Genomic DNA, 21539 nt, shown 5'->3' on the forward strand with positions numbered 1-21539 from the left:
GTCATGAATTTAACAAAAGCAGCGGGTTCAACGCACAAAACTAAAAGAATAGGTCGTGGCCAAGGCAGTGGTATGGGTAAAACTGCCACTAAAGGTGGAAAAGGCCAAACTGCTAGAAAAGGTTATAATGAAAAAAGAGGTTTTGAAGGAGGTCAGCAACCACTTCAAAGAAGATTACCAAAAGTAGGTTTTACATCTAAAGTAGAAAAACCTTATGTAATCAATGTTGAAAAAATTACAGCTGTAAAAGATCTAGCTGAAATTACAATTGAAAACATCAAAGGTGTTCACAAACTTTCAAAATCTGTGAAAAAAGTTAAGCTTATCGGTGCTAGTGCTAAGGGCTTAGTATCAAAAATTAAAGACGAGAATATTAGCGTCACTGGAACAAAATAATGAATAGAGCATTGACGAATAAGATCTTAATCACTTTAGCTTTTTTATTTGCTTATAGGGTTCTGGCTTATATTCCAGTTCCTGGCGTCAATGCTGATGTGATTGCGGATTTTTTTAACCATAATCAAAATAATGCTTTAGGTTTATTTAATGTTTTTAGCGGTGGGGCAGCACAACGTTTTTCTATTATCTCTTTAGGAATTATGCCTTACATCACTGCTTCTATTATAATGGAACTCTTCGCAGCAACTTTTCCAAGCATAGGTAAGATGAAAAAAGAACGCGATAGTATGCAAAAATACATGCAAATTATCCGTTATGCGACTATATTGATCACTTTAGCTCAAAGTATAGGTGTGGCTATAGGCTTACAAAGCTTACACGGCAAGGGTGGATCAAGTGCTATTATGATAGAAAATTTAAATATGTTTATCGCACTTTGTGCTATTTCAATGCTTGCAGGAACTATGCTTTTAATGTGGCTTGGAGAACAAATCACTCAAAGAGGTATAGGAAATGGTATTTCTTTAATTATTTTTGCAGGTATTGTTTCAGGGATTCCAAGAGCGATTTCAGGGACTATAGGTCAGGTAAATTCAGGAGAGATGAATTTCTTAACCGCTTTTGCTATTTTTGTTTTGATTTTAATTACGATAGGTGCTATTATTTATGTAGAACTTGGAGAGCGTAGAATTCCTATTTCTTATTCTCGCAAAGTAGTGATGCAAAATCAAAATAAACGTATTATGAATTATATTCCGATTAAAATCAATCTTAGCGGAGTCATTCCTCCAATCTTTGCAAGTGCGATTTTAATGTTTCCGACAACCATTTTGCAAACCAGTACAAATCCTTATATACAAGCTGTTAATGATTTTTTAAATCCTAATGGATATGTATTTCACATTTTGACTTTTATTTTTGTGATTTTCTTCGCTTATTTTTATGCTTCTATAGCATTTAATGCTAAGGATATTGCAGATAATCTTAAAAAGCAAGGTGGTTTTATCCCAGGAATTCGTCCAGGAGAAGGAACTTCAAATTATTTAAATGAAGTAGCCTCTCGTTTAACGCTATCTGGTTCTATTTATCTAGGAATTATAGCAACCTTGCCTTGGGTTTTAGTGAAATTTATGGGAGTGCCTTTTCAATTTGGTGGTACTTCAGTGCTTATTGTAGTGCAAGTTGCACTTGATACGATGAGAAAAATCGAAGCTCAAATTTATATGAGTAAATATCAAACCTTAAGTGCGGTAGGTTTGTAGAATATATAATGCAAAAAATAAAGCAAGGAATTTCTAAATTTTTCATTTCCTTGCTTATTTTTGCTTATTTTAGAAAAGTTATTTTTTTAGATTTATCCAAAAATGATCCTTTGGGACAAATGGCTGTTTTATCACACAGAAACGGTGCCATTGATGGTTTTTTATACGCTTTTATTTTTCCTCAAATCCAATTTTTATTAGCTAAAAACTTAAGACGTAGTTTTTTAGGTAAAATTTTCTTTCATGGTATTGAGATCACGAGAAAAAAAGACAGAGAAAAGGCGTTAAAACAAGGTTTAAAAATAAAAGAAAATGATAATTTTAGCACTTTAAAACAATGCTTAAATTTGATGCAAAATGGCAATACTTTGGGAATATTTCCCGAGGGTACTAGTGCTTTAAATCCTAAACATTTAAAATTTGATAACGGAGCTTCCAAAATAGCACATTTAATGCTAAAAAAAGATACTTTAGAAATGACACCCTTGAGCATTTTTTATGATGATCCTGCTAAAATGGGTTCTAAGGTTTTTATTGTAAAAGGAAAGAATTTAAAGTGGGATTGTATCCAAGATAAAGAAAATTTACATACTCAAATCAGCACAGCTTTAGAAAGCATATTAATAGAGTTTAAAGATGAAAAAGAGCAAGAAATTTGCCAAAATTTAGCTGTTTTTGCTTCATTATATAGAGATGATTTGTATTTAAAAATATTAAAGAATTCTAAGATTCTAGAATTGCAAGAAAAGTTGAAGTCTTATGAAAATAAAAGCCATAAAGCTTTTTTATATAAAAATTGTGCCATTTTTCCCAAATCTTTTTGGCTAAGCTTGTGGGTGTTTTTAATTACAGTGATTATTGTAGCACCTACTTTTTTGTTGAATTTACCTACTCTTATAGGTTCTTTTATTGCGGCGAAATTTTCCAAAGAAAAACACACTATAAGTCTTTATAAAATTTTATCTGGAGTAAGTATTTTTACAATTTTTTATGTGATTTTAGCTTTATTTTCTCCGTTTTTAGCTTTTTTATGTATGGGTTTATCTTTATGGGGATTTCATCTTTATGGAGCTTTTAAAAAACATGGAATATCTTTGCTTAATGCCATATTTTTTAAGCGATTAAAACAAGATTATGATGATTTGCAAGAGAAGATTAATGAGTGTTTTAAAGAATAAAATTCAGCTTTTTGAATGTTTATGGCTTTGTCTTTTTGGTATTATGTTTTTAAGGCTTGTTTTTGATGTATTTTTTAGTATTTATACTTTAATTATTTTAGGCTATTTAATGGCTAGTTTTGTTCTTTTGTTTCTTAAAAATTATCGTTTGAAATTTGGTATTTATGTTCTTTTCATGAATAGCATTTTTACCTTAATAAAAGAAATTTCTCCCTTAATCAATGCTGGTAAAAAGGATTATTATCTTGCTTTAATTGATGCTTTTATTTTAGGAGACATTAAAAATTTATCTTTATTTTTTGATAATTTTTCCAATGCTTATTTTACAGAGCTTTTAAGCATCGCTTATTTGCTTTTTATGGTGCAACTTTTATTTTATTTTATTTTTTATCTTTGTAGAGATGAAAAAATTTCAAAAGCCTTTTACAATGGGATTTTAAGTCTTTATGCTATAGGATTTTTAGGGTATATTTTTATTCCAGCTATAGGCCCTTATTTTTATTATGCAAGTGAATTTAAAAGTTTGCTTAACGGATTTTTCTTTAGAGATTTTTTAAACAAAGCTTATCCAAATTTTAGTAATTTTAGCGATGTTTTTCCAAGTTTGCATTGCGGGGTTTCTTTATTTATTTTACTTTTTTTGAAACATTTTGATAAAAAACATTTTTATTTTTGGCTTATTCCTTGTATTCTACTTTGGTTTTCTACGATTTATTTGCGTTATCATTATTTGATTGATTGTATTGTTGGTTTTATTTTGGCATACTTGTCTTATCAACTTGCAAAAAGGACTTTCAATGCAAATTTTAAAATTCAGCGATAAAAAAGCTACAATCTTAGAGTTTTGTGGCGGTAAAGGGGCAAATTTAGCTAAACTAACAAAAGCTGGTTTTAAGGTGCCACAAGGCTTTATTATTAGCGTAAAAGCTTATTACAAATTTATAGAAAATAATAAAAATGTTAAAAATTTGATTGAAAGTTTCAATCATACTTTTGATTATCAAGATTTAGATAAGTTAGAAAAGCAAAGTAAGATCTTAAGGAAAGCTTTTTTAGAGCTTGATTTTGACGAACAATTTTTAAAAGAATTTGATGAAAATTTAAAAGAATTTGATGAAAATACAGCTTTTAGCGTGCGTTCTTCTTCTACAATGGAGGATTTAAATTCTGCTGCTTTTGCAGGAGCGCATGATACTTTTTTAAATATTTATGGTAGAGATGAAATTTTAAAGCATATTAAACTTTGTTTCGCTTCTTTATGGCAAAGTCGTGCTATTTTATATCGTGAAGAAAAAAACTTTTTTCAAAATGAAGCTTGTATGGCTGTTGTGGTACAAAAAATGGTTAATGCTGATTTTGCAGGGGTAAGTTTTTCTATCAATCCTGTTAAAAATCGTAACGATGAAATTTTAATCAATGCAAATTATGGTTTGGGCGAAAGTGTGGTAAGCGGTGAATTTAATGTGGATGAGTATTCCCTTTCAAAGAGTGATTTTTCCTTACTTTCTACCCATATAGCCAAAAAAGAAATTTGTATTATTCAAGATAAATTGGGCACAAAAGAGGAAAAAGTAAGCAAAGAAAAACAAGAAATTCCTTGCCTTACCGAGGAGAAATTAAGGCAAATTGCAAAGTTAAATTGCGAGGTGGAAAATTATTACGCTTTTGCACAAGATATAGAATGGGCTATAGAAAAAAATGAGCTTTATTTGCTTCAAGCAAGAGCGATTACAACATTAGCAGAGCGATGGACGCGTGATGAATCAGCAGAGCGTTATCCAAATGTAATTACTCCTTTTACTTGGGATTATGTGGATAAAGCTTTTCATATTTCTTTAGAATATTCTTTTAAGATGATGAATTTACCAAGTTTTAAAGGTAAATGGTTTGCGAGTTTTAATAATTATATTTATGGTAATCAAAATATCATTTGGCTTTATATGCAAAGTGGCAATTTAGGAATTGATTTTAAAAATTTAAATACAGCGTTAGAGCAAATTTTGCAAAAATATCCTCATGTTTATGAACTACCAAAGCAATGGATGAGGGATTTGGATTATTATTTAAAAGGTATAGGGGCTTTAGAAAATAAAGTAATATCAGATAATAAACAAGCTTTTGATTTTTTAGATGATGTGGTGAAACTCGGCACAATGTACTTTCGTCCAAATATTGCTATATCTATAACTCAAAGCTTGCTTTATAAAATTTTAAAAATATTGTTAGAAAAATTAGTAGGAGAAAAGTCTAGTTTTTATTTTGATATTTTAACCAGTTTTGATGAGAGCAAGACTGCGCAAGTCAATGAAGATTTGCTCTCTTTAGCTAAATTGATCGCAAAAGATCCGTTTTTAAAAAGCGAATTTGAAAAATATAACTCAAAAGAGCTTAAAGAAAAAATATTCGGATATAAAATTTCTCAACAGTTTTTAAAATTTTTAGAAAATCACGGACATAGGGAAATAGAATTTGATCCTTATCATCCTACTTGGGTTGAAGCACCTGAAGTAGTAATTGATAACATTAAGCTTTTGCTAAATAGTGATTTTTCAAATAATAAAAAATTCCAAAAGAAAAAAATATACTTTGATACCAAAAATGAGCTTTTTGCATTATTGCCAAAAGAATGGCATTTTGGCTTTGATGAGCTTTTAAATTTGGTAAAAACTTATACACTTTTGGATGATTTGGAGCATTATGAAACAACGCGTTTGAGTATTTTAGTAAGAAAGGCGGCTAAGGCTATAGGTAAGCATTTTGTAAAATTAGGCATTATAAAAGATCCTATGGATGTATTTTTTGCCCATATGCAGACAATTTCAGCTTATAAGGAAGGCAAGATAACTATCGATAAAGTGCATTTGGAAATAGAAAAAGAAAAAGCACAATATTTTGAAAATTCCAAAAAAATCCCTGCTTGGAATTTAGGCGAAGAGGATGAAATAATCGAAAATGAAAGTGAAATCCTAGAGGGGGTGGCTGGAAGTATAGGAGTAAGCGTAGGAGAGGTTTATTTGGTGCATTCTAAAGATGATTTTTCACATTTTCCCAAAGATGCGATTTTGGTTGCACGAACAACCAATCCTGCTTGGACACCGCTTTTTTATACTGCAAAAGGCGTGATCACAGAAAGCGGAGGAGCTTTATCACATGGAGCGGTGACTGCAAGAGAGATGAAGTTACCTGCTGTAATGAGTGTAAGAAATGCTATGAAAATTCTTAAAAACGGAATGAAGGTAAAAGTTGATGGTGGAAAAGGTAGGGTTTATATTCTTAATTAACCCTAGCTTTTTGTTTTAAAAATACAAATATAGCACAAACCGTAAAAATCACAATAGCCCATATTAAAAAAGCATCAACTAATCCTATTTGTCTTACTATAGGTTGAGATATAATAGGGCTTAAAAATTGTCCAAGGAAAATACAACTTGCTAGTATCCCATAAGCTCTAGCTCTTGCATTTTCAGGACATATGGAAAAAAGATAAGCGGTATTATTAACAAGCATAACACCCCCTCCGGTTCCTAATAATGCTAAGGCCATTAAAACCGCTATAAAGTTATGAACTAAGAACAATAATAAAAAGGAACATCCCACTATAAATAAAGTCAAAATATAAATTTGCTTAATGCTTAAAAAACGCATAATATATTTATAGCTAAGCGAAAAAACTCCATAGCAAAGGGCAGAAACAGACATAGAAATTCCGATGTATTTAGGATCTAAGCCTAAATGCTCCTCGATATAATAAGGAAGTTGTGTTGGAGAAATATAATATACCACCATAATAAAAAATCCTATAAAATAAACAGGAAGGAATTGCCAATAATTTGTTTTTGCCTCCACTTTGCTGTGATTATAAAACTTAAAACGTGGTTCAAAAAGATAAAGTATAGCTATAAGAGTAATAAATATTCCAAGCCCATAAACTAAAAAAGGATAACGCCAAGAATAACTAGAAACAAAACCCGCAATAGAAATAAAAACAGCACCCCCAACTGCACAGAAAAAACCTTGCAAACTCAAGGCATTTTCACGCCGATTAAATCCACCATGGCTATAATAATCCCCAAGTAAAGCTGAAGCTCCAGTCATGATAAAAGCTGTAGCCATTCCAAAAATAGCCCTAGAAAGTAAAATAGCATAGATATCATTGAGAAAAAATCCACTCACTCCAGCTATAGTCCATATTATCATTGCAGGAAAAACAAATTTTAATTTACCAAATTTATCCATTAAAATTCCTGCAAAAGGTGATAAGATAACGACAAAAATGGCGGGCATGGTTAAAACCAATCTCACTAAGATATCAAGGTGAGCTAAAGTAAAACTTGTTGAGTTTGTAGCACCTGCTTGAGTTAAAAGATTTTCAAAATGCCTACTAATTGCTGGCAATGCTGAAGAAATAACCACGCTGCCCAACATGGTCATAGCCGCCATAGAAAATACTGCGATTTTAAAGGTAGATTTTTCGGTAATTTCAACTATTTTCTTATCTAATTTTGTATCATTGGGGTGAAATTGATAATGTTTTCGCATTTTAAAGCCTTTTTTATTTTATTATACTCCAAATTGATTATATGTTTCTATTTTTAGCAATTTATAAGTAAATTTTTAAATTTTTTTAGCTAAATTCAGCTTTTATTTATTAATATAATGAAATGTTTCTAAAAATCAGCATTTGAGGTCTAGCTCATGAAAAAAAATTTAATCATAGTAGAATCTCCTGCTAAAGCTAAAACTATAGGTAATTTTTTAGGGAAAAATTATGAGGTTATAGCTTCTAAAGGGCACATAAGAGATCTACCTAAAACAAGCTTTGGTATAAAAATAGAAAATGATGAATTTATACCAGAATACAGAATAACAAGCGATCATAGCAGTTTGGTTAAAGAGCTTAAAGAAAAAGCAAAAAATGCTTCACAAGTTTATCTTGCAACGGATGAGGATAGGGAAGGTGAAGCTATAGCGTATCATATTGCCAAAGCTATAGGTAAGGATGAAAATATTTTACCTCGTATTGTATTTCACGAGATCACCAAAAGTGCGATTGAAGATGCTTTAAAAAATCCAAGAAAACTTAACATGCATTCAGTCAATGCCCAACAAACTAGGCGTTTATTGGATCGCATAGTGGGTTATAAATTAAGTCCTTTGCTAGGGCAAAAAATTCAAAGAGGTTTGAGTGCTGGTCGTGTTCAGAGTGCTGCTTTGAAAATCATAGTTGATAGAGAAAAAGAAATTCGTGCCTTTGTGCCTTTGGAGTATTTTAGCATTGATATGATTTTTAATTCCGATTTGGATGCTGAGTTGGTTGAATTTGATAAGGCAAAAATTGAAAAACTTACCATTACCAATAAAGATCGTGCAAAATTGATTCTTCAATCTTGTAAAAATGGCGGTTATGTGATAGAAAATATAGAAAGTAAGGAAAGAAAAATCGCTCCACCGCCTCCTTTCATGACTTCAACTTTACAGCAAAGTGCAAGCAATCGTTTAGGATTTAATCCTAAAAAAACTATGATGTTAGCTCAAAAACTTTATGAAGGGGTTAATACTCATCAAGGCATGATGGGTGTGATCACTTATATGAGAACTGATAGTTTGAATTTGGCTAAAGAAGCGGTTGATAAGGTAAGAAAATTGATCCAAAAAGATTTTGGAAAAGATTATTTGCCTAGTAAAGCTAATGTTTATGTAACAAAGGCTAAGGGTGCGCAAGAAGCACATGAGGCTATCCGTCCTACAAATTTGGAATTTACGCCACAAATTGCAGCTAAATTTTTAGATAAAGATGAATTAAAGCTTTATGCACTCATTTATAATCGTTTTTTAGCTTGTCAGATGAATCCTGCTATTTCTCAAACGCAAAATGTTTTTGTAAAAAATGATAGAGCTTTATTTAAAATAAGTGGTAGAAAAATTCTTTTTGATGGATATTATAAAGTTTATGGAGATATGGATAAGGATAAAATTTTGCCTAATCTTAAAATAGGTGAGAACTTAAAAATTCAAAAATTAGAAATGAATTCGCATTTTACTGAACCACCTTCAAGATATTCTGAAGCAGGGCTTGTGAAAAAATTAGAAAGCTTAGGTATAGGACGTCCATCAACCTATGCTCCGACTATTTCAATACTTACAAGTCGTGATTATGTTAAAATTGATAAAAAGCAACTCATTCCTAGTGATATTGCCTTTAATGTAACTGAAGTGCTTGAAAAGAATTTTAGTGATATTGTAGATAGCAAATTCACCTCAAATCTTGAAAATACTTTAGATGATATTGCCGAAGATAAAGCGGATTGGCAAAATATCTTAAAAGAATTTTATTACCCTTTTATGAGAAAAATTGAAGAGGGAAAAACAAAGATTGCAAGTCAAAAAACGGTGACAAAATTAGGTGAGACTTGTCCTGATTGTGGAGGAGAACTTGCGATAAGAAAGGGACGTTTTGGTGAATTTGTGGCTTGTTTAAATTTTCCAAAATGCAAATATTCTAGAAATTTAAAAAATGAAAATAAAGCAAATGAAGAAAACGCAACCGCAAAAAAAACCAATAGTATAGGCATAATTTGTCCTAGTTGTCAAAAAGGTGAAATTGTAGAACGTTTTTCTAAGCGTGGAAAATTTTATGGTTGTAGTGCTTATCCAAAATGTAACTTTATTTCTAAATATAAGCCAAGTGATGAAAAATGCGAAGAATGTGGCGAAAATTTGGTTATTAAGGAACTAAAAAAAGGCACTTTTTTAGAATGTCTTAAATGCAAAATCAAAAAAGAAATGAAAGAATAAAAGAAATTTATTTAAGTCTTTTTTTGTTAGAATGCGAGTTTTAATTGTTAAATAGGAGAAACGATGCAAATCATGCTTTGTGCTATTTCTAATATAGCAAGCGGAAATTGCTCAGAAGATTGCAAATACTGTACTCAAAGTGCTTATGTAAAAACAGATATTCAAAAATATAGACGTAAAGAAATTTCTCAAATTGTTTTAGAGGCTAAAATTGCTAAGAAAAATGAGGCTTTAGGATTTTGTTTAGTAACCGCTGGACTTGGACTTGATGATGAAAAATTAGAATATGTTTGTGAAGCTGCAATGGCGGTTAAAAAAGAAGTTCCTGATTTACTCCTTATAGCTTGTAATGGTATGGCCAGTGTAGAACAACTTAAAGAATTAAAAAAAGCGGGAATTTTTTCTTATAATCATAATCTTGAAACCTCTAAAGAATTTTTTCCTCAAATTTGCACCACTCATACTTGGGAAAGTCGTTTTCAAACTAATCTTAATGCTAAAGAAGCAGGGCTTATGCTTTGTTGTGGTGGAATTTATGGCATGGGTGAAAGTTTTGAAGATAGAATAAGTCTAAGAAAATCTTTGCAAGAATTGCAACCTTTTTCAAGCCCGATTAATTTTTTTATCGCTAATGATAATTTAAATTTAAAAGTTCCTAAATTGGATGCTGATGAAGCTTTAAAGATTGTTAGTGATACCAAAGAGGCTTTGCCACAAACTGTAATTATGGTTGCAGGCGGAAGAGAGGTTGTTTTAGGTGAAAGACAATATGAAATTTTTAAAGCGGGTGCGGGTGCTATTGTTATAGGCGATTATCTTACGACAAAAGGAGAAGAACCGAGTCGTGATATAGTCGAGTTAAAAAAGATGGGATTTACATTTGCATCACAATGTCATTGATACGCAAGGTTTAATTGACTTAAAAATTCTTATAGTTATAGCGCTTTGTTTATTATTTTCTCCACATATTGCTAAAATTTTACGTTTGCCAATTTCAGCCACTGAAATTATTTTAGGATCGATTGTGGCTTATTTTGGCTTTATTGGAAAGAGTGAAAATTTTTCTATTTTAGCTAATGTGGGTTTTTATTATCTGATGTTTATCGCAGGTATGGAAATAAATTTAAGAACTTTTTTTAGCCTTGATAAAGAGATCATTAAAAAAAGCTTTTTATATATTATCTTACTTTATGTTTTATCTTTACTGATTGTGTGGATTTTTAAACTTTCTTTTGTCTTTGTTTTGATTATTCCTGTTATGAGTGTAGGGCTTTTGTCTTTACTTTACAAGGATTTTGGAAAAGAGTGTGATTGGTTAAATATAGCCATGATAGTCGCAACCTTAGCTGAGGTTATTTCCATAGTTCTTTTAACGATAGCTGGGGCATTTTTACAAGAGCAAACGACAATCGTAGATGTGGCACAAAGCATTTTGTATCTTGCCATCTTTTTAAGTCTTTGCTTTTTGATTTTTAAATTTCTTGGTGTTCTTTTTTGGTGGTATCCTCAATTTAAAATCGTTCTTATGCCTTGGGAAGATAAAAACGAAAAAGATATTAGATTTTGTATGGCAATTTTTATTTTAATCATCGTTGCTATGATTATCACAAAACTTGAAATTGTTTTAGGATCTTTTATCGCGGGATCTTTTATCGCGACTTTTTTGGGTCATAAAAAGGATTTAGAATATAAAATTTCAACTTTTGGTTATGGTTTTTTAATTCCGATTTTTTTTATTTATACGGGTTCAACTTTTGATTTATCGATGATTTTAAATTATCATATTGTTTTAAAAGCTATTTTATTGATGCTTGTGATGGTGGGATTAAGAATTTTATGTGCGAGTGTTTTTGTAAAAACGATAGGATTTAAAAACATGGTTTTATTTGGATTGGGTCATTCTATGCCTTTAACTTTGTTGATCGCAACGGCTACATTGGGATATTCTGTAAAAGTACTTGATCAAGAAATTTATTCAGCACTGATATTAACAGCTTTATTTGAGGCTATTTTGGTAATGAGTGCGATTAAGTTTATTTCAAATATCAAGAAGTGATTTTGATTGTTGGAATATTTTGGCTAATATTGGATTAAAGTTTTAAATTTAAGGAAAGTGATGCGCTTAGATTATTGGTTAGAGCTTGCTATTGAAGCAGCAAATAAAGCTTCTAAGGCTATTATGCAAGAGCGAAAAAATTTAAAAGATTGGAAAAAAGAAGATGGTTCGGCTTTAACTTCAGCTGATTTAGCATCCGATCAAATTTTAAATGATATTTTAGGAAAAACAGATATAAAGGTTTTATCTGAAGAAAAAATTCTAAGCCGAAAAGAAAGTGAAAATTTGCAAACTTTTTGGCTTATCGATCCACTTGACGGCACGAGTGGATTTTTAAAAGGTTCGGATGAATTTTGCATCATGATTTCTTTGATTCATGAGAATAGACCTATTTTATCGCTTATTAAAAATCCATCAACCGAAGATATTTATTATGGACATAAAGAAAGTAAAGTCTATAAAAATGATGAGTTTTTAAATATAGATGAAAAATGGTTTAAAGATAATCAGTTTAAAGCCTTATTGAGTGTAAATCATTTAAGTAAAACGGATTTAGAATTCGCACAAAAACATAAATTAGAGGCTGTTAATATTGGTTCAGGGCTTAAATTTTGTGCTATTTTAGAAGGCAGAGCAGGAATTTATAGACGTCTTGAGAGGTTAAATATTTGGGATATAGCAGCGGGAGATTTTTTGGTCAATTTAAATGGTGGATTTATGGGGATGTTGGATCAAAATTTAATTCCTTATAGTCCTTTAGAGCATAGATCGCAATTTTTTATATGTGTTTCTCAAAAAAGTTTTTTGAAAGATTTTTTATAATAATCAAGGGTTATCAATGAGATTAGTTTTTATTTTATTTATAAGTTTGTTTTTAAATTTTAATCTTTTTGCTAATGATTTGTCGCAAAAAAAGATTATTAAGCTAAAGCCAAGTGAAGATAATTTTGAATTGATAGATCTTGGACAAAATCCAATTAATTCTAGTTTAGACAATCAAAAAGCTGTTTTTGATAGTTCAAGTTTGATTGAAAAAAAACCTGCTTTAATCAAGGATAAAGATAAAGATTTTGCTATCGTTTTAAGCTTTAGAAGAAATTTTGGGTATCTATCCGATGGGCTTAGAGTTGAAGCTAGAGACTTTTCAACTTTATTTTCTAAAAGATTGATCAATGCTTTAAATCTAAATTTTGCAAATTCTGTAGCAAATGGTTTGTATCAAAGTCCTAAAATTTTATCAAGATTTAGCCCTAAAGATGCTAAACTGATTAATGTCAGCCCTTTTTTAAAACATGAGAGGGATAAAAATAAAATTTATGCTAAATTTATAGATTATCTTATCGTAGTTAATTTGGATGATTTTTATGTCAATACTACAAACTATTTTATAACCGTGACTAAAGATGCTGTTGCTAAAATCAATTTCAAGATTATTGCTTTAAGTAATGGCAAAATTCTTCAGGCAAAAAATGTGAAATTAAATTTTGCTCTTGATCCTAAAAATTCAAGCAAAAACTATCAAAATATCATAGATCAAATGCCTAAAATGCTATCAGAAATTATCCTTAAGGAAGTAAAAACATTAACGCTTATGCATTAATGTTTTTAATTTTTTCTTGTAGTTCCTCTATACTTAAAAATTCCTCTCTTAATTCTTTTGCTATTTCATGTGCGCTTATAGGATCAAGTCGAGATAAGATTTTTCTAAGTTCGTCTTTGATTTGCCATTTATTCATCTCTTCTAAATTGATATAAATTTGCATATTTTTTCCTGTGTTTAAATTAATAAGAACAAAAAATTAAATGATAATAACTTCATTTTCTAGCATGATTCCAAATTCTTCAAAAACTTTTTTTCTTGCTAGTTCGATCAAAAAGATCGCATCTTCATAACTTGCATTTTTTTTATTGATGAGAAAATTAGCGTGTTTATCGCTTAGTATCGCATCGCCTTTGCTAAAACCCTTTAAGCCAACCGCTTCAATCAAGCGTCCAGCAAAATCTCCTTGAGGATTTTTAAAAATAGATCCAAAACTTGCCCCGCTAGGTTGATTATTTCTAGCATTTTTTAAAGCTTCATCTTTTGCGTGATCAAAGCCAAATTCTAATTTAAATTCCGCCCAAAAAAAAGGCACTTTTAAAGGACAAAACCTATAATCAAAATCGATATTTTCACGCAAAATTTCGCCTTTTGAAGTGGCGATTTTAATTAAATTTTGACTAATGCATTCTCCTTTAAGCCCCGCATTCATTTTCAAAAGTCCTCCTAGGGTGCCAGGAATTTTACTAAGGTATTCAAAGCCGCAAAGATTATTTTGTTTGGCAAAATTATATATTTTTCTAGAATTAGTTCTGCATCCTATACGAAGATATAAAAAATCTGATTTTTGATCTAGAATTTCAATGAAATCAAATTTTTCACCTAAAATTCCTATATTTTTTGGCTTAGGACTTACGAGTAAATTGTTAGCTCCTCCTATTAAAAAACCTTCAAAACCACTGATTTGATCTAAAATTTGAACTTCAAATTTATTGCCTATGCGAACGGATGAATATTTTTTAAAATCAATAATCATTTAATAAAAGTTGGAATTTGATTGAGAATGTTTTGAGTAAAATCAATCATCGTAGTCGTCATCCAAGGCATTAAGAAGATGATTACAATAACCACTAAAATGATTTTAGGCACAAAAGAAAGTGTCATTTCATTGATTTGTGTTGTCGCTTGAAATATACTGATAATCAAACCCGCAATTAAACCCGCCAAAAGCATAGGTAAAGATAGTAAAAGTGTGATTTTAAAAGTTTGAACTCCTAATCCAACTAAAGTACCTTCATCCATATTTTCCCCTTAAGAATTTCTTGCTTGTTCATATTCGCTAGGTATGAGATAATCATTTACATTTATAATCTTATCATAAAATTTATAATCATATCCTAATTTAAATAAGGTATCAATGGCTTTAAATTGTGTTTCATCCATGCTAATCGAATTTTTATTTGCATAAAGATTAAGATAAGTATCAAGCTTGTCTTTATCTACACGAATAAGATTTCTTTCTAGTAGCATTGGAGCTATAATTTTGCGATTTGAATCAGCGATTTTTACCGCAAGAGTTAAATCTTTTTCAATTTCAATGGCATCATTTAAAGGTAAAGATCTGCGTAAAGCCATTCCGCCTAAAGGTAGGGGTAAATTTTCTTTGGCTAATTCTCGCCATATATCCCAAATTTCAGCTTCCACACAAAGATTTCGATCAAAATCCAAAATGCTTTCATGGATCAATACTCCAGCATCTACTTCTCCACTTAAAACCGAATTTTCAATATCTAAAAAGTTTTTATAAATAATTCTAGCTTCAGGATATTTCATACGGAAAATTAAAGCATTGGTTGTATTAGCTCCACTAAGAGCGACTTTAAAATTCCTTTTTAATTGAACATTTTTTTTCTTAATCAATTTGGGCCCATAACCTTGTCCAAAGCTTACTGCTGTGCGTAAAAGTGCATATTCTTTGGCGATTAATGGATAAAGTCCAAAAGAAATGGCTGTGGCGTCAAATTCATTTTTTAAGGCAAATTCATTAAGGGTTTGTATATCTAAAGCAGTATTTTTATAATTAAAATGATTACCCACCCAACCAAAGTGAATCGCCATAAACATAAATATATCATCAGCATCGGGAGAGTGTGCGACTGTTATCGTTTTTTTCATTGTGTAGTTTAACCTTGAGTAAATTTTTTATTGAAATTATTTTATAAAATTTCATTTAAAAATTTATAAAAATAAAACATTATTTAATTTTATTTTGTAGAATTCTTAAATTAAAATTTTTTAAGGAATATAATGGACGACAATAAGAAAAAATCTTTAGATGCAGCCTTAAAAAGCCTTGATAAAGCTTTTGGAAAAGGAACAATTTTAAGGCTAGGAGATAAGGAAGTTGAACAAATTGATAGCATAAGCACTGGATCGGTTGGCTTAGATCTTGCTTTAGGTATAGGAGGTGTGCCTAAAGGAAGAATTATTGAAATTTATGGACCTGAGAGTTCTGGTAAAACAACCCTTACTCTTCATATTATCGCAGAATGTCAAAAAGCAGGTGGAATTTGTGCTTTTATCGATGCAGAACACGCATTGGATGTTAAATATGCAAGAAATTTAGGCGTTGATACGGATAATCTTTATATCTCTCAACCTGATTTTGGCGAACAAGCATTGGAAATTGTAGAGACTATCGCTAGAAGTGGTGCTATCGATCTTATCGTTGTTGATAGTGTCGCTGCTTTAACACCAAAAGCGGAAATTGAAGGCGATATGGGAGATCAGCATGTGGGTCTTCAAGCAAGATTGATGTCGCAAGCCTTAAGAAAACTTACCGGTATTGTACATAAGATGAATACAACGGTTATTTTCATCAATCAAATTCGTATGAAAATAGGTGCTATGGGCTATGGAACACCAGAAACAACAACTGGAGGAAATGCACTTAAATTTTATGCTTCTGTGCGTTTAGATGTTAGAAAAGTAGCAAGTTTAAAGCAAAGTGAAGAGGTTATAGGAAACCGCGTTAAAGTGAAGGTGGTTAAAAATAAAGTGGCTCCTCCATTTAGACAAGCTGAATTTGATGTGATGTTTGGAGAAGGCTTGAGTCGTGAAGGCGAGTTAATCGATTATGGTGTTAAACTTGATATTGTCGATAAAAGCGGGGCTTGGTTTTCTTACAAAGATAAAAAATTAGGACAAGGTAGAGAAAATTCAAAAGCATTTTTAAAAGAAAATCCTGAAATAGCTGAGGAAATCACGAAAGAAATTCAAAATTCTATAGGCGTTGAAGGTATGATCAGTGCCTCTGAAAACGATGAAGAGGATTGAGATGTTATTGATCGAAGATGTAAGAGCTTTTGAAGTTTTAGACAGTAGAGGTAATCCTACTCTTAAAACCGAAATTATGCTAAATGATGGGAGTGTGGGATCTGCTATAGTTCCAAGTGGTGCAAGCACTGGTTCAAAAGAGGCTTTGGAATTGCGTGATAATGATGAAAGATTTTTTGGGAAAGGCGTTTTAAACGCTATTTCAAACGTGAATGAAATTATCGCCGAAAATATTATAGGTCTTGATGCGTACAATCAAACTCAACTTGATGAGGTGTTAAAAGAGCTTGATGGGACAAATAATTATTCTAAAATTGGAGCCAATGCGACTTTAGGTGTTTCTATGGCTTTAGCGCGTGCTGCTGCTAATTCTTTAAATATCCCTTTGTATCGTTATTTGGGCGGAGTTAATGCAAGTATTTTACCTGTTCCAATGTGTAATATTATCAATGGAGGCGCCCACGCAAATAATAATATAGATTTTCAAGAATTTATGATTATGCCTTTTGGTTTTTCAAGTTTTAAAGAGGCTTTAAGATCGGTTTGTGAAATTTATGCTAATTTGAAAAAAGAATTAGCAAGTCTTGGGCATTCTACAGCTTTAGGAGATGAAGGTGGTTTTGCTCCAAATTTATCTAGCAATGAAGAAGCTTTAGAGCTTTTAATGACATGTATTAAAAAAACTGGATATGGAAAAAATATTAAACTAGCCTTAGATGTAGCAAGTACTGAATTTTTTAAAGATGGAAAATATCACATAGAGGGCAAAATCCTTTCTAGTGATGATCTGATTGAAAAATACATTGAACTTTGCTCAAAATATCCTATTTTTAGCATTGAAGATGGTTTAGCTGAAAATGATTTTGATGGATGGATTAAACTCACTCAAAAATTAGGAGATAAAATTCAACTCGTTGGAGATGATCTGTTTGTTACTAATGAAGATATTTTGCGAGAAGGCATTGTTAAAAAAATGGCCAATGCTGTTTTAATAAAGCCAAATCAAATTGGCACTATTACCCAGACAATGAAAACAGTGCGTTTAGCTCAAAGAAATAATTATAAATGCATCATGTCTCATAGAAGCGGAGAAAGCGAAGATACCTTTATCGCTGATTTTGCAGTTGCTTTAAATACAGGGCAAATTAAAACCGGTGCTTTAGCACGTGGGGAAAGAACTGCAAAATATAATCGTTTGCTTGAAATAGAGCTAGATAATGATGAGTATTTAGGAGAGAAACTCTGAGTGATTTATTAAAAGAGTATGATGAAAGCACCAAAAAGAAGGGCTTTTATGTTCATATTGTAAAAATGTTTTGTTGGACTTTATTGGTTATTGTTGGAGCGATTTATTTTGGGAATATGCTTTTTGGACAATATTCCTTGGATACTTTGCTTTCTTTGGAGGCTACTAAAGAAGACTTAACCAAACAAATATCTTTGCTTAAAAAGCAAAATGCTAAAGCCCAAAAAGATTATTTTGAATTAAAAGGATTGTATCCAAATGAAAACTAGAATTTTGACAATATTTTTAATTTTTATATCTTTTTTAAATGCTGATGAAAACCCTTTTAAAGTGGAAAAAAAAGAAAAAATGATTGTTCCGCAAGAATTCCAAGAGAGAACTTTTAAATTTAATTCTGATGCAAGGATTTTAAAAAGTATCACTTTTCATTATGTTAAAGCAGATGGTAGCGAAGATAAGTTAAACGTTGATATTAATAAAAGTGTCAATTGGCACGATTCTTATGTTTTAACACATTCTAAAACCCCAGAGCCTTCAAAAATTTTAGATGTTTCTGTCACTATACCACAAAATACTAGCCAAGAAACAAATAAAACAACTGAAGTTGATATCCCTTTACAAATTGCAAAAATTTATGATTTTATATCCTATACTGTTTATAAAAATAAAATCAAATTAAACACTCAAGATGATCTTATTAGCGATTTTTCAGTGGGCAATCCTAGTAAGATTATTATCGATTTTAAATCCACATCAATTTATCCGACTAAAAATATACGCCTTAAAAATTCTATATTTAAACGTATAGATTTTGGATCTCATAAAGGATATTATAGACTAGTGATTTATCTCGATGGTGTGTATAATTATGAAATACAAAAAGATTCTACAGGATATATGGTTCATTTATCTTGATTAGATTTTTTCTTTTAATTTGCCTTTCTTCTTTTGTTTTTGCTGATGAAATCTTGCTTTTGACTCAATTCAATAAGCAGGATTTTCAAAATAAAAATTTGAATGAATATGTAATGAGTGAAAAGCTTGATGGCGTTCGTGGAATTTGGGACGGAAAATCTTTAAAAACTCGAAAAAATCAAACCATAACACCACCTTCTTTTTTTATGAAAAATTTTCCTCCTTTTGCTCTTGATGGGGAACTTTGGATAAGTAGAAATCAATTTGATTTAATCTCTTCTCTCATAAGAACAACACACTCGGATGAAAATTTATGGAAAAAAGTAAGCTATAATGTTTTTGACGTGCCTAATGCTTGTGAAGAATTCGATCTCAATCCTTGCAACCTTGAAAACAGACTTCAAGTTTTACAAAAATATTTACAAAAAAATCCTAATCCATATATAAAAATCATTCCACAAATTCCTATTGAAAATGAAAAACATTTAAATGAATTTTACGAGAATATTGTAAAAAACAAAGGTGAAGGTGTAGTTATACGCAAAAGTTTAAATCCTTATGAAAAAGGCAGAAGCAAACAAGCTTTAAAATTAAAACCCTATAACGATGCAGAATGTCAGGTGATCGGTTATACAAAAGGCAAGGGAAGGTTTGAAAATCAAATCGGTGCTTTGATATGTAAAACAATGGATGGCAAAATCATTAAAATAGGCAGTGGTTTAAAGGATCAAGATAGAAAAAATCCACCTTCTATAGGAACTATTATTACTTATAAATTCAACGGATTGACTAAAAATTCACTTCCGCGTTTTCCAGTTTTTTTACGCATTAGAGAATAAATTTCTTGACTTATGATTTCTTTTTTGATAGAATACTAGTTTTTAAATTCGGGGTGTAGCGCAGTCTGGTTAGCGCACTTGGTTTGGGACCAAGGGGCCGAAGGTTCGAATCCTTTCACCCCGACCATTTTAATTATAAAATGGTGAGTGTAGCTCAGTCGGTTAGAGCATCAGATTGTGGTCCTGAGGGTCGTGGGTTCGATTCCCATCACTCACCCCATCAGAGCGCCCGTAGCTCAACTGGATAGAGCGACAGACTTCGGATCTGTAGGTTATGGGTTCGATTCCTATCGGGCGTACCAACCTTTTATGCGTTCATAGCTCAGCTGGATAGAGCAACGGCCTTCTAAGCCGTAGGTCAGAGGTTCGAATCCTCTTGAGCGTACCACTTTTGCGGATGTGGTGAAATTGGCAGACACGCCAGACTTAGGATCTGGTGCAGCAATGCGTGAAGGTTCAAGTCCTTTCATCCGCACCACTTCATTTTTCTTATTTTAATCGCGATAAAATTTTAATCAAAGAAAAAATATACTTAATTTAAATTTTATTAAAAGCAAAAACAATAAATATATGCTAAAATACACATTAAATAATAATCTTAATTTTTGTAATGTAATGTTAAAAAGGGAAAAACATGAAAAAAATACCTGTGAGCTTAAAAGATATATTTAATATCAAAAAAGAAGCATCAAGTGAATATAATAGTTTTATATTGTATTTAATTAGAATTTTATTCAATAATGATAGAGAGAGAACTCTTACTGAATATGATATCGTATCTAGTACAACATTTATAAACTTTATAAATCCAGAGTTACCTGATATAGAATTAGATAATTATCAAGGGGTTTCTTCAATACAAGGATTTTATTACACTTTGAATTTTTTTAAAGTGTTTAAATTAAATCATCCAGTTATTAAATTTACCGAGTATATTTGGTATGATAGTATTTCATCGGATACTATGTTTGTAAATGAGTCTTATAATAATCTTATCAATACCAGACTACCATATTTTAATCCTGATTACAACGGTTTAGATTATGTGAATATTGATAGAAGTGAATTTAATAAGTTAATAAACAAAACCCATAAATTAAAATTAATGTTAAAGAAATATGAAAATCTAAGGTTAGATAATCATGTTAAAAACAATATTGAAGCCATTATTTGTTTATTGTGTATTTATTGTAATGAATTAGCAGATGATATTGAAGTATCCTCCTTTAACGATGATAGAATAATATTTAATATAGCGGGGTATTTTAGTATAATCATTTTTAAATATAATCTATTTAAACCAAGTTATATTAAGATCATAGGGCATTATGATGTAAAAAAGGATATTAAAAATGACAAATTAAATATATATACGCTTAATGATGAGTGCATAACATTATTTGGATTTATTAAATTTATCACTTTGGTTAATTATTTGTATAAAATGAAAAAAGATGTAATGGGTTATATTGTAAAAAACAAGATAGACATTGATTTATTAGATACAAAAAATCCCAATATAATAAATAATACCGAGTTTGCAACTATTTATAAAATTATTTTAGATAAATATATAAATAATTACAAGAAAGTTGTAGCTAAAAATAAATTGAAAATAGATAAGAATAGCTATTTTTATAAAAGGTTTATCAAAGTCGCTGAAGATATATCTATATTGCTTACATTAGATATAATATCTAGTATTAAAAAATAGTTTTGAGGTGCTGGATTTAAGAATAATCTACATCAATTATACAAAAAAAGGAAAACAAATGGCTGAAGAAAAAATCATCTCTTATGAAGAAGTTCAAGCAAATCCTATGCTTAAATGGTTTTTTTATGAAGAATGTAGTGTCAAGGATAAATATTATCAAGAATGGCAAGAATATGTTAAAAAAACAGATTTAAATACAATGTATATTATAGAAGATCCAAAAGGTAAAGATGTTTATGACCTATATCGATACCAAAGG

Annotated in this window: 21 protein-coding genes, 5 tRNA genes and 1 pseudogene; 22 read left to right on the top strand and 5 right to left on the bottom strand. The window is 30.6% G+C overall.

Features of this window, described 5'->3' with window-relative positions; translation table 11 throughout:
* The first annotated feature begins 3 nt into the window (after positions 1-3).
* Genes rplO through H2280_RS05830 form a run of 5 tightly spaced genes read left to right on the top strand, consistent with a single transcriptional unit; the run spans position 4 to position 6120 of the window.
* Positions 4-396 carry a 50S ribosomal protein L15 gene (gene rplO / locus H2280_RS05810; protein ID WP_337215933.1) on the top strand — a complete coding sequence of 131 codons (393 nt, stop codon included), beginning with the start codon at positions 4-6 and terminating at the stop codon, positions 394-396.
* Positions 396-1661, top strand: a complete 1266-nt coding sequence (gene secY, locus H2280_RS05815; RefSeq protein WP_137623840.1) for a preprotein translocase subunit SecY — start codon at positions 396-398, stop codon at positions 1659-1661. Before rplO ends, secY begins: the two co-directional genes overlap by 1 nt.
* Positions 1662-1669: 8 nt before the next feature.
* Positions 1670-2839 carry a 1-acyl-sn-glycerol-3-phosphate acyltransferase gene (locus H2280_RS05820; RefSeq protein WP_337195810.1) on the top strand — a complete coding sequence of 390 codons (1170 nt, stop codon included), beginning with the start codon at positions 1670-1672 and terminating at the stop codon, positions 2837-2839.
* Positions 2820-3662, top strand: a complete 843-nt coding sequence (locus H2280_RS05825) for a phosphatase PAP2 family protein (RefSeq protein ID WP_337215934.1) — start codon at positions 2820-2822, stop codon at positions 3660-3662. The genes H2280_RS05820 and H2280_RS05825 overlap by 20 nt, the downstream gene beginning before the upstream one ends.
* Positions 3637-6120, top strand: coding sequence for a PEP/pyruvate-binding domain-containing protein (locus H2280_RS05830; RefSeq protein WP_337215935.1), 2484 nt, complete (start codon positions 3637-3639; stop codon positions 6118-6120). Before H2280_RS05825 ends, H2280_RS05830 begins: the two co-directional genes overlap by 26 nt.
* On the opposite strand, the gene H2280_RS05835 is transcribed toward H2280_RS05830, so the two are convergent.
* Positions 6113-7378 carry an MFS transporter gene (locus tag H2280_RS05835; protein WP_137623836.1) on the bottom strand — a complete coding sequence of 422 codons (1266 nt, stop codon included), beginning with the start codon at positions 7376-7378 and terminating at the stop codon, positions 6113-6115. The two genes, H2280_RS05830 and H2280_RS05835, sit on opposite strands and share 8 nt — an antisense overlap.
* Positions 7379-7534: 156 nt before the next feature.
* On the opposite strand from H2280_RS05835, the gene topA reads away from it, so the two are divergent.
* The 5 genes from topA (at position 7535) to H2280_RS05860 (ending at position 13290) form a co-directional block, all read left to right on the top strand.
* Positions 7535-9634: a type I DNA topoisomerase gene (gene topA, locus H2280_RS05840; protein ID WP_337215936.1), complete on the top strand. Its 2100-nt coding sequence runs from the start codon at positions 7535-7537 to the stop codon at positions 9632-9634.
* Between the two features lie 63 nt (positions 9635-9697).
* A complete protein-coding gene (locus H2280_RS05845) occupies positions 9698-10534 on the top strand; it encodes a biotin synthase (RefSeq protein ID WP_337215937.1) in 837 nt (278 codons plus the stop codon).
* Positions 10515-11690: a cation:proton antiporter gene (locus H2280_RS05850; protein WP_337215938.1), complete on the top strand. Its 1176-nt coding sequence runs from the start codon at positions 10515-10517 to the stop codon at positions 11688-11690. The genes H2280_RS05845 and H2280_RS05850 overlap by 20 nt, the downstream gene beginning before the upstream one ends.
* Positions 11691-11750: 60 nt before the next feature.
* The gene (locus H2280_RS05855; RefSeq protein WP_407920025.1) at positions 11751-12512 is read left to right on the top strand and encodes a 3'(2'),5'-bisphosphate nucleotidase CysQ; all 762 of its coding nucleotides are present in this window, start codon (positions 11751-11753) and stop codon (positions 12510-12512) included.
* A 16-nt stretch (positions 12513-12528) separates the two neighbouring features.
* Positions 12529-13290 (top strand): hypothetical protein, encoded by a 762-nt coding sequence (locus H2280_RS05860; RefSeq protein ID WP_337215939.1) that lies wholly within the window; start codon positions 12529-12531, stop codon positions 13288-13290.
* On the opposite strand, the gene H2280_RS05865 is transcribed toward H2280_RS05860, so the two are convergent.
* Genes H2280_RS05865 through H2280_RS05880 form a run of 4 tightly spaced genes read right to left on the bottom strand, consistent with a single transcriptional unit; the run spans position 13280 to position 15405 of the window.
* Positions 13280-13453, bottom strand: coding sequence for a hypothetical protein (locus tag H2280_RS05865; RefSeq protein ID WP_171000080.1), 174 nt, complete (start codon positions 13451-13453; stop codon positions 13280-13282). The two genes, H2280_RS05860 and H2280_RS05865, sit on opposite strands and share 11 nt — an antisense overlap.
* A gap of 36 nt (positions 13454-13489) precedes the next feature.
* Entirely contained in the window at positions 13490-14266 is a 777-nt protein-coding gene (locus H2280_RS05870; RefSeq protein ID WP_337215940.1) for a UDP-N-acetylmuramate dehydrogenase, read from the bottom strand.
* Entirely contained in the window at positions 14263-14532 is a 270-nt protein-coding gene (gene fliQ, locus H2280_RS05875; protein ID WP_137623829.1) for a flagellar biosynthesis protein FliQ, read from the bottom strand. Before fliQ ends, H2280_RS05870 begins: the two co-directional genes overlap by 4 nt.
* A gap of 9 nt (positions 14533-14541) precedes the next feature.
* Positions 14542-15405 carry a menaquinone biosynthesis family protein gene (locus H2280_RS05880; RefSeq protein ID WP_337215941.1) on the bottom strand — a complete coding sequence of 288 codons (864 nt, stop codon included), beginning with the start codon at positions 15403-15405 and terminating at the stop codon, positions 14542-14544.
* A 132-nt stretch (positions 15406-15537) separates the two neighbouring features.
* Between H2280_RS05880 and recA the strand changes: the two genes are divergently transcribed.
* The 12 genes and pseudogenes from recA to H2280_RS05940 all read left to right on the top strand — a co-directional run.
* Positions 15538-16566, top strand: coding sequence for a recombinase RecA (gene recA, locus H2280_RS05885; RefSeq protein WP_137623827.1), 1029 nt, complete (start codon positions 15538-15540; stop codon positions 16564-16566).
* A 1-nt stretch (position 16567) separates the two neighbouring features.
* Positions 16568-17812, top strand: coding sequence for a phosphopyruvate hydratase (eno, locus tag H2280_RS05890; RefSeq protein ID WP_337215942.1), 1245 nt, complete (start codon positions 16568-16570; stop codon positions 17810-17812).
* A gap of 65 nt (positions 17813-17877) precedes the next feature.
* Positions 17878-18081: a hypothetical protein gene (locus tag H2280_RS05895; RefSeq protein ID WP_137623825.1), complete on the top strand. Its 204-nt coding sequence runs from the start codon at positions 17878-17880 to the stop codon at positions 18079-18081.
* A complete protein-coding gene (locus tag H2280_RS05900) occupies positions 18071-18727 on the top strand; it encodes an AMIN domain-containing protein (protein ID WP_337215943.1) in 657 nt (218 codons plus the stop codon). The genes H2280_RS05895 and H2280_RS05900 overlap by 11 nt, the downstream gene beginning before the upstream one ends.
* Entirely contained in the window at positions 18727-19566 is an 840-nt protein-coding gene (locus tag H2280_RS05905; protein ID WP_337215945.1) for a DNA ligase, read from the top strand. The genes H2280_RS05900 and H2280_RS05905 overlap by 1 nt, the downstream gene beginning before the upstream one ends.
* 49 nt (positions 19567-19615) lie before the next feature.
* Positions 19616-19693: transfer RNA gene (locus H2280_RS05910), tRNA-Pro, on the top strand.
* 16 nt (positions 19694-19709) lie between these two features.
* Positions 19710-19786, top strand: a tRNA-His gene (locus H2280_RS05915).
* 5 nt (positions 19787-19791) lie between these two features.
* Positions 19792-19868: transfer RNA gene (locus tag H2280_RS05920), tRNA-Arg, on the top strand.
* A 9-nt stretch (positions 19869-19877) separates the two neighbouring features.
* Positions 19878-19954, top strand: a tRNA-Arg gene (locus H2280_RS05925).
* Positions 19955-19959: 5 nt separating this feature from the next.
* Positions 19960-20044 (top strand) — tRNA-Leu (locus tag H2280_RS05930).
* Positions 20045-20200: 156 nt separating this feature from the next.
* Positions 20201-21280, top strand: a complete 1080-nt coding sequence (locus H2280_RS05935) for a hypothetical protein (RefSeq protein ID WP_337215944.1) — start codon at positions 20201-20203, stop codon at positions 21278-21280.
* Positions 21281-21338: 58 nt separating this feature from the next.
* Positions 21339-21539, top strand: a pseudogene (locus tag H2280_RS05940) (ankyrin repeat domain-containing protein); the annotation flags it as partial.

Origin of the sequence: Campylobacter sp. 2457A, from assembly GCF_020135895.1 — a bacterium.
Classification (GTDB): domain Bacteria; phylum Campylobacterota; class Campylobacteria; order Campylobacterales; family Campylobacteraceae; genus Campylobacter_D; species Campylobacter_D taeniopygiae.

Coding starts and splice junctions, on each gene's coding strand:
- H2280_RS05860 (WP_337215939.1), top strand. CDS start 12,529: ATGAGATTAGTTTTTATTTTATTTATAAGTTTGTTTTTAAATTTTAAT.
- fliQ (WP_137623829.1), bottom strand. CDS start 14,532: ATGGATGAAGGTACTTTAGTTGGATTAGGAGTTCAAACTTTTAAAATC.
- H2280_RS05880 (WP_337215941.1), bottom strand. CDS start 15,405: ATGAAAAAAACGATAACAGTCGCACACTCTCCCGATGCTGATGATATA.
- H2280_RS05825 (WP_337215934.1), top strand. CDS start 2,820: ATGAGTGTTTTAAAGAATAAAATTCAGCTTTTTGAATGTTTATGGCTT.
- H2280_RS05855 (WP_407920025.1), top strand. CDS start 11,751: ATGCGCTTAGATTATTGGTTAGAGCTTGCTATTGAAGCAGCAAATAAA.
- H2280_RS05835 (WP_137623836.1), bottom strand. CDS start 7,378: ATGCGAAAACATTATCAATTTCACCCCAATGATACAAAATTAGATAAG.
- secY (WP_137623840.1), top strand. CDS start 396: ATGAATAGAGCATTGACGAATAAGATCTTAATCACTTTAGCTTTTTTA.
- H2280_RS05895 (WP_137623825.1), top strand. CDS start 17,878: ATGTTTTGTTGGACTTTATTGGTTATTGTTGGAGCGATTTATTTTGGG.
- H2280_RS05820 (WP_337195810.1), top strand. CDS start 1,670: ATGCAAAAAATAAAGCAAGGAATTTCTAAATTTTTCATTTCCTTGCTT.
- H2280_RS05870 (WP_337215940.1), bottom strand. CDS start 14,266: ATGATTATTGATTTTAAAAAATATTCATCCGTTCGCATAGGCAATAAA.
- topA (WP_337215936.1), top strand. CDS start 7,535: ATGAAAAAAAATTTAATCATAGTAGAATCTCCTGCTAAAGCTAAAACT.
- rplO (WP_337215933.1), top strand. CDS start 4: ATGAATTTAACAAAAGCAGCGGGTTCAACGCACAAAACTAAAAGAATA.
- H2280_RS05900 (WP_337215943.1), top strand. CDS start 18,071: ATGAAAACTAGAATTTTGACAATATTTTTAATTTTTATATCTTTTTTA.
- eno (WP_337215942.1), top strand. CDS start 16,568: ATGTTATTGATCGAAGATGTAAGAGCTTTTGAAGTTTTAGACAGTAGA.
- H2280_RS05935 (WP_337215944.1), top strand. CDS start 20,201: ATGAAAAAAATACCTGTGAGCTTAAAAGATATATTTAATATCAAAAAA.
- H2280_RS05845 (WP_337215937.1), top strand. CDS start 9,698: ATGCAAATCATGCTTTGTGCTATTTCTAATATAGCAAGCGGAAATTGC.
- H2280_RS05830 (WP_337215935.1), top strand. CDS start 3,637: ATGCAAATTTTAAAATTCAGCGATAAAAAAGCTACAATCTTAGAGTTT.
- recA (WP_137623827.1), top strand. CDS start 15,538: ATGGACGACAATAAGAAAAAATCTTTAGATGCAGCCTTAAAAAGCCTT.
- H2280_RS05865 (WP_171000080.1), bottom strand. CDS start 13,453: ATGCAAATTTATATCAATTTAGAAGAGATGAATAAATGGCAAATCAAA.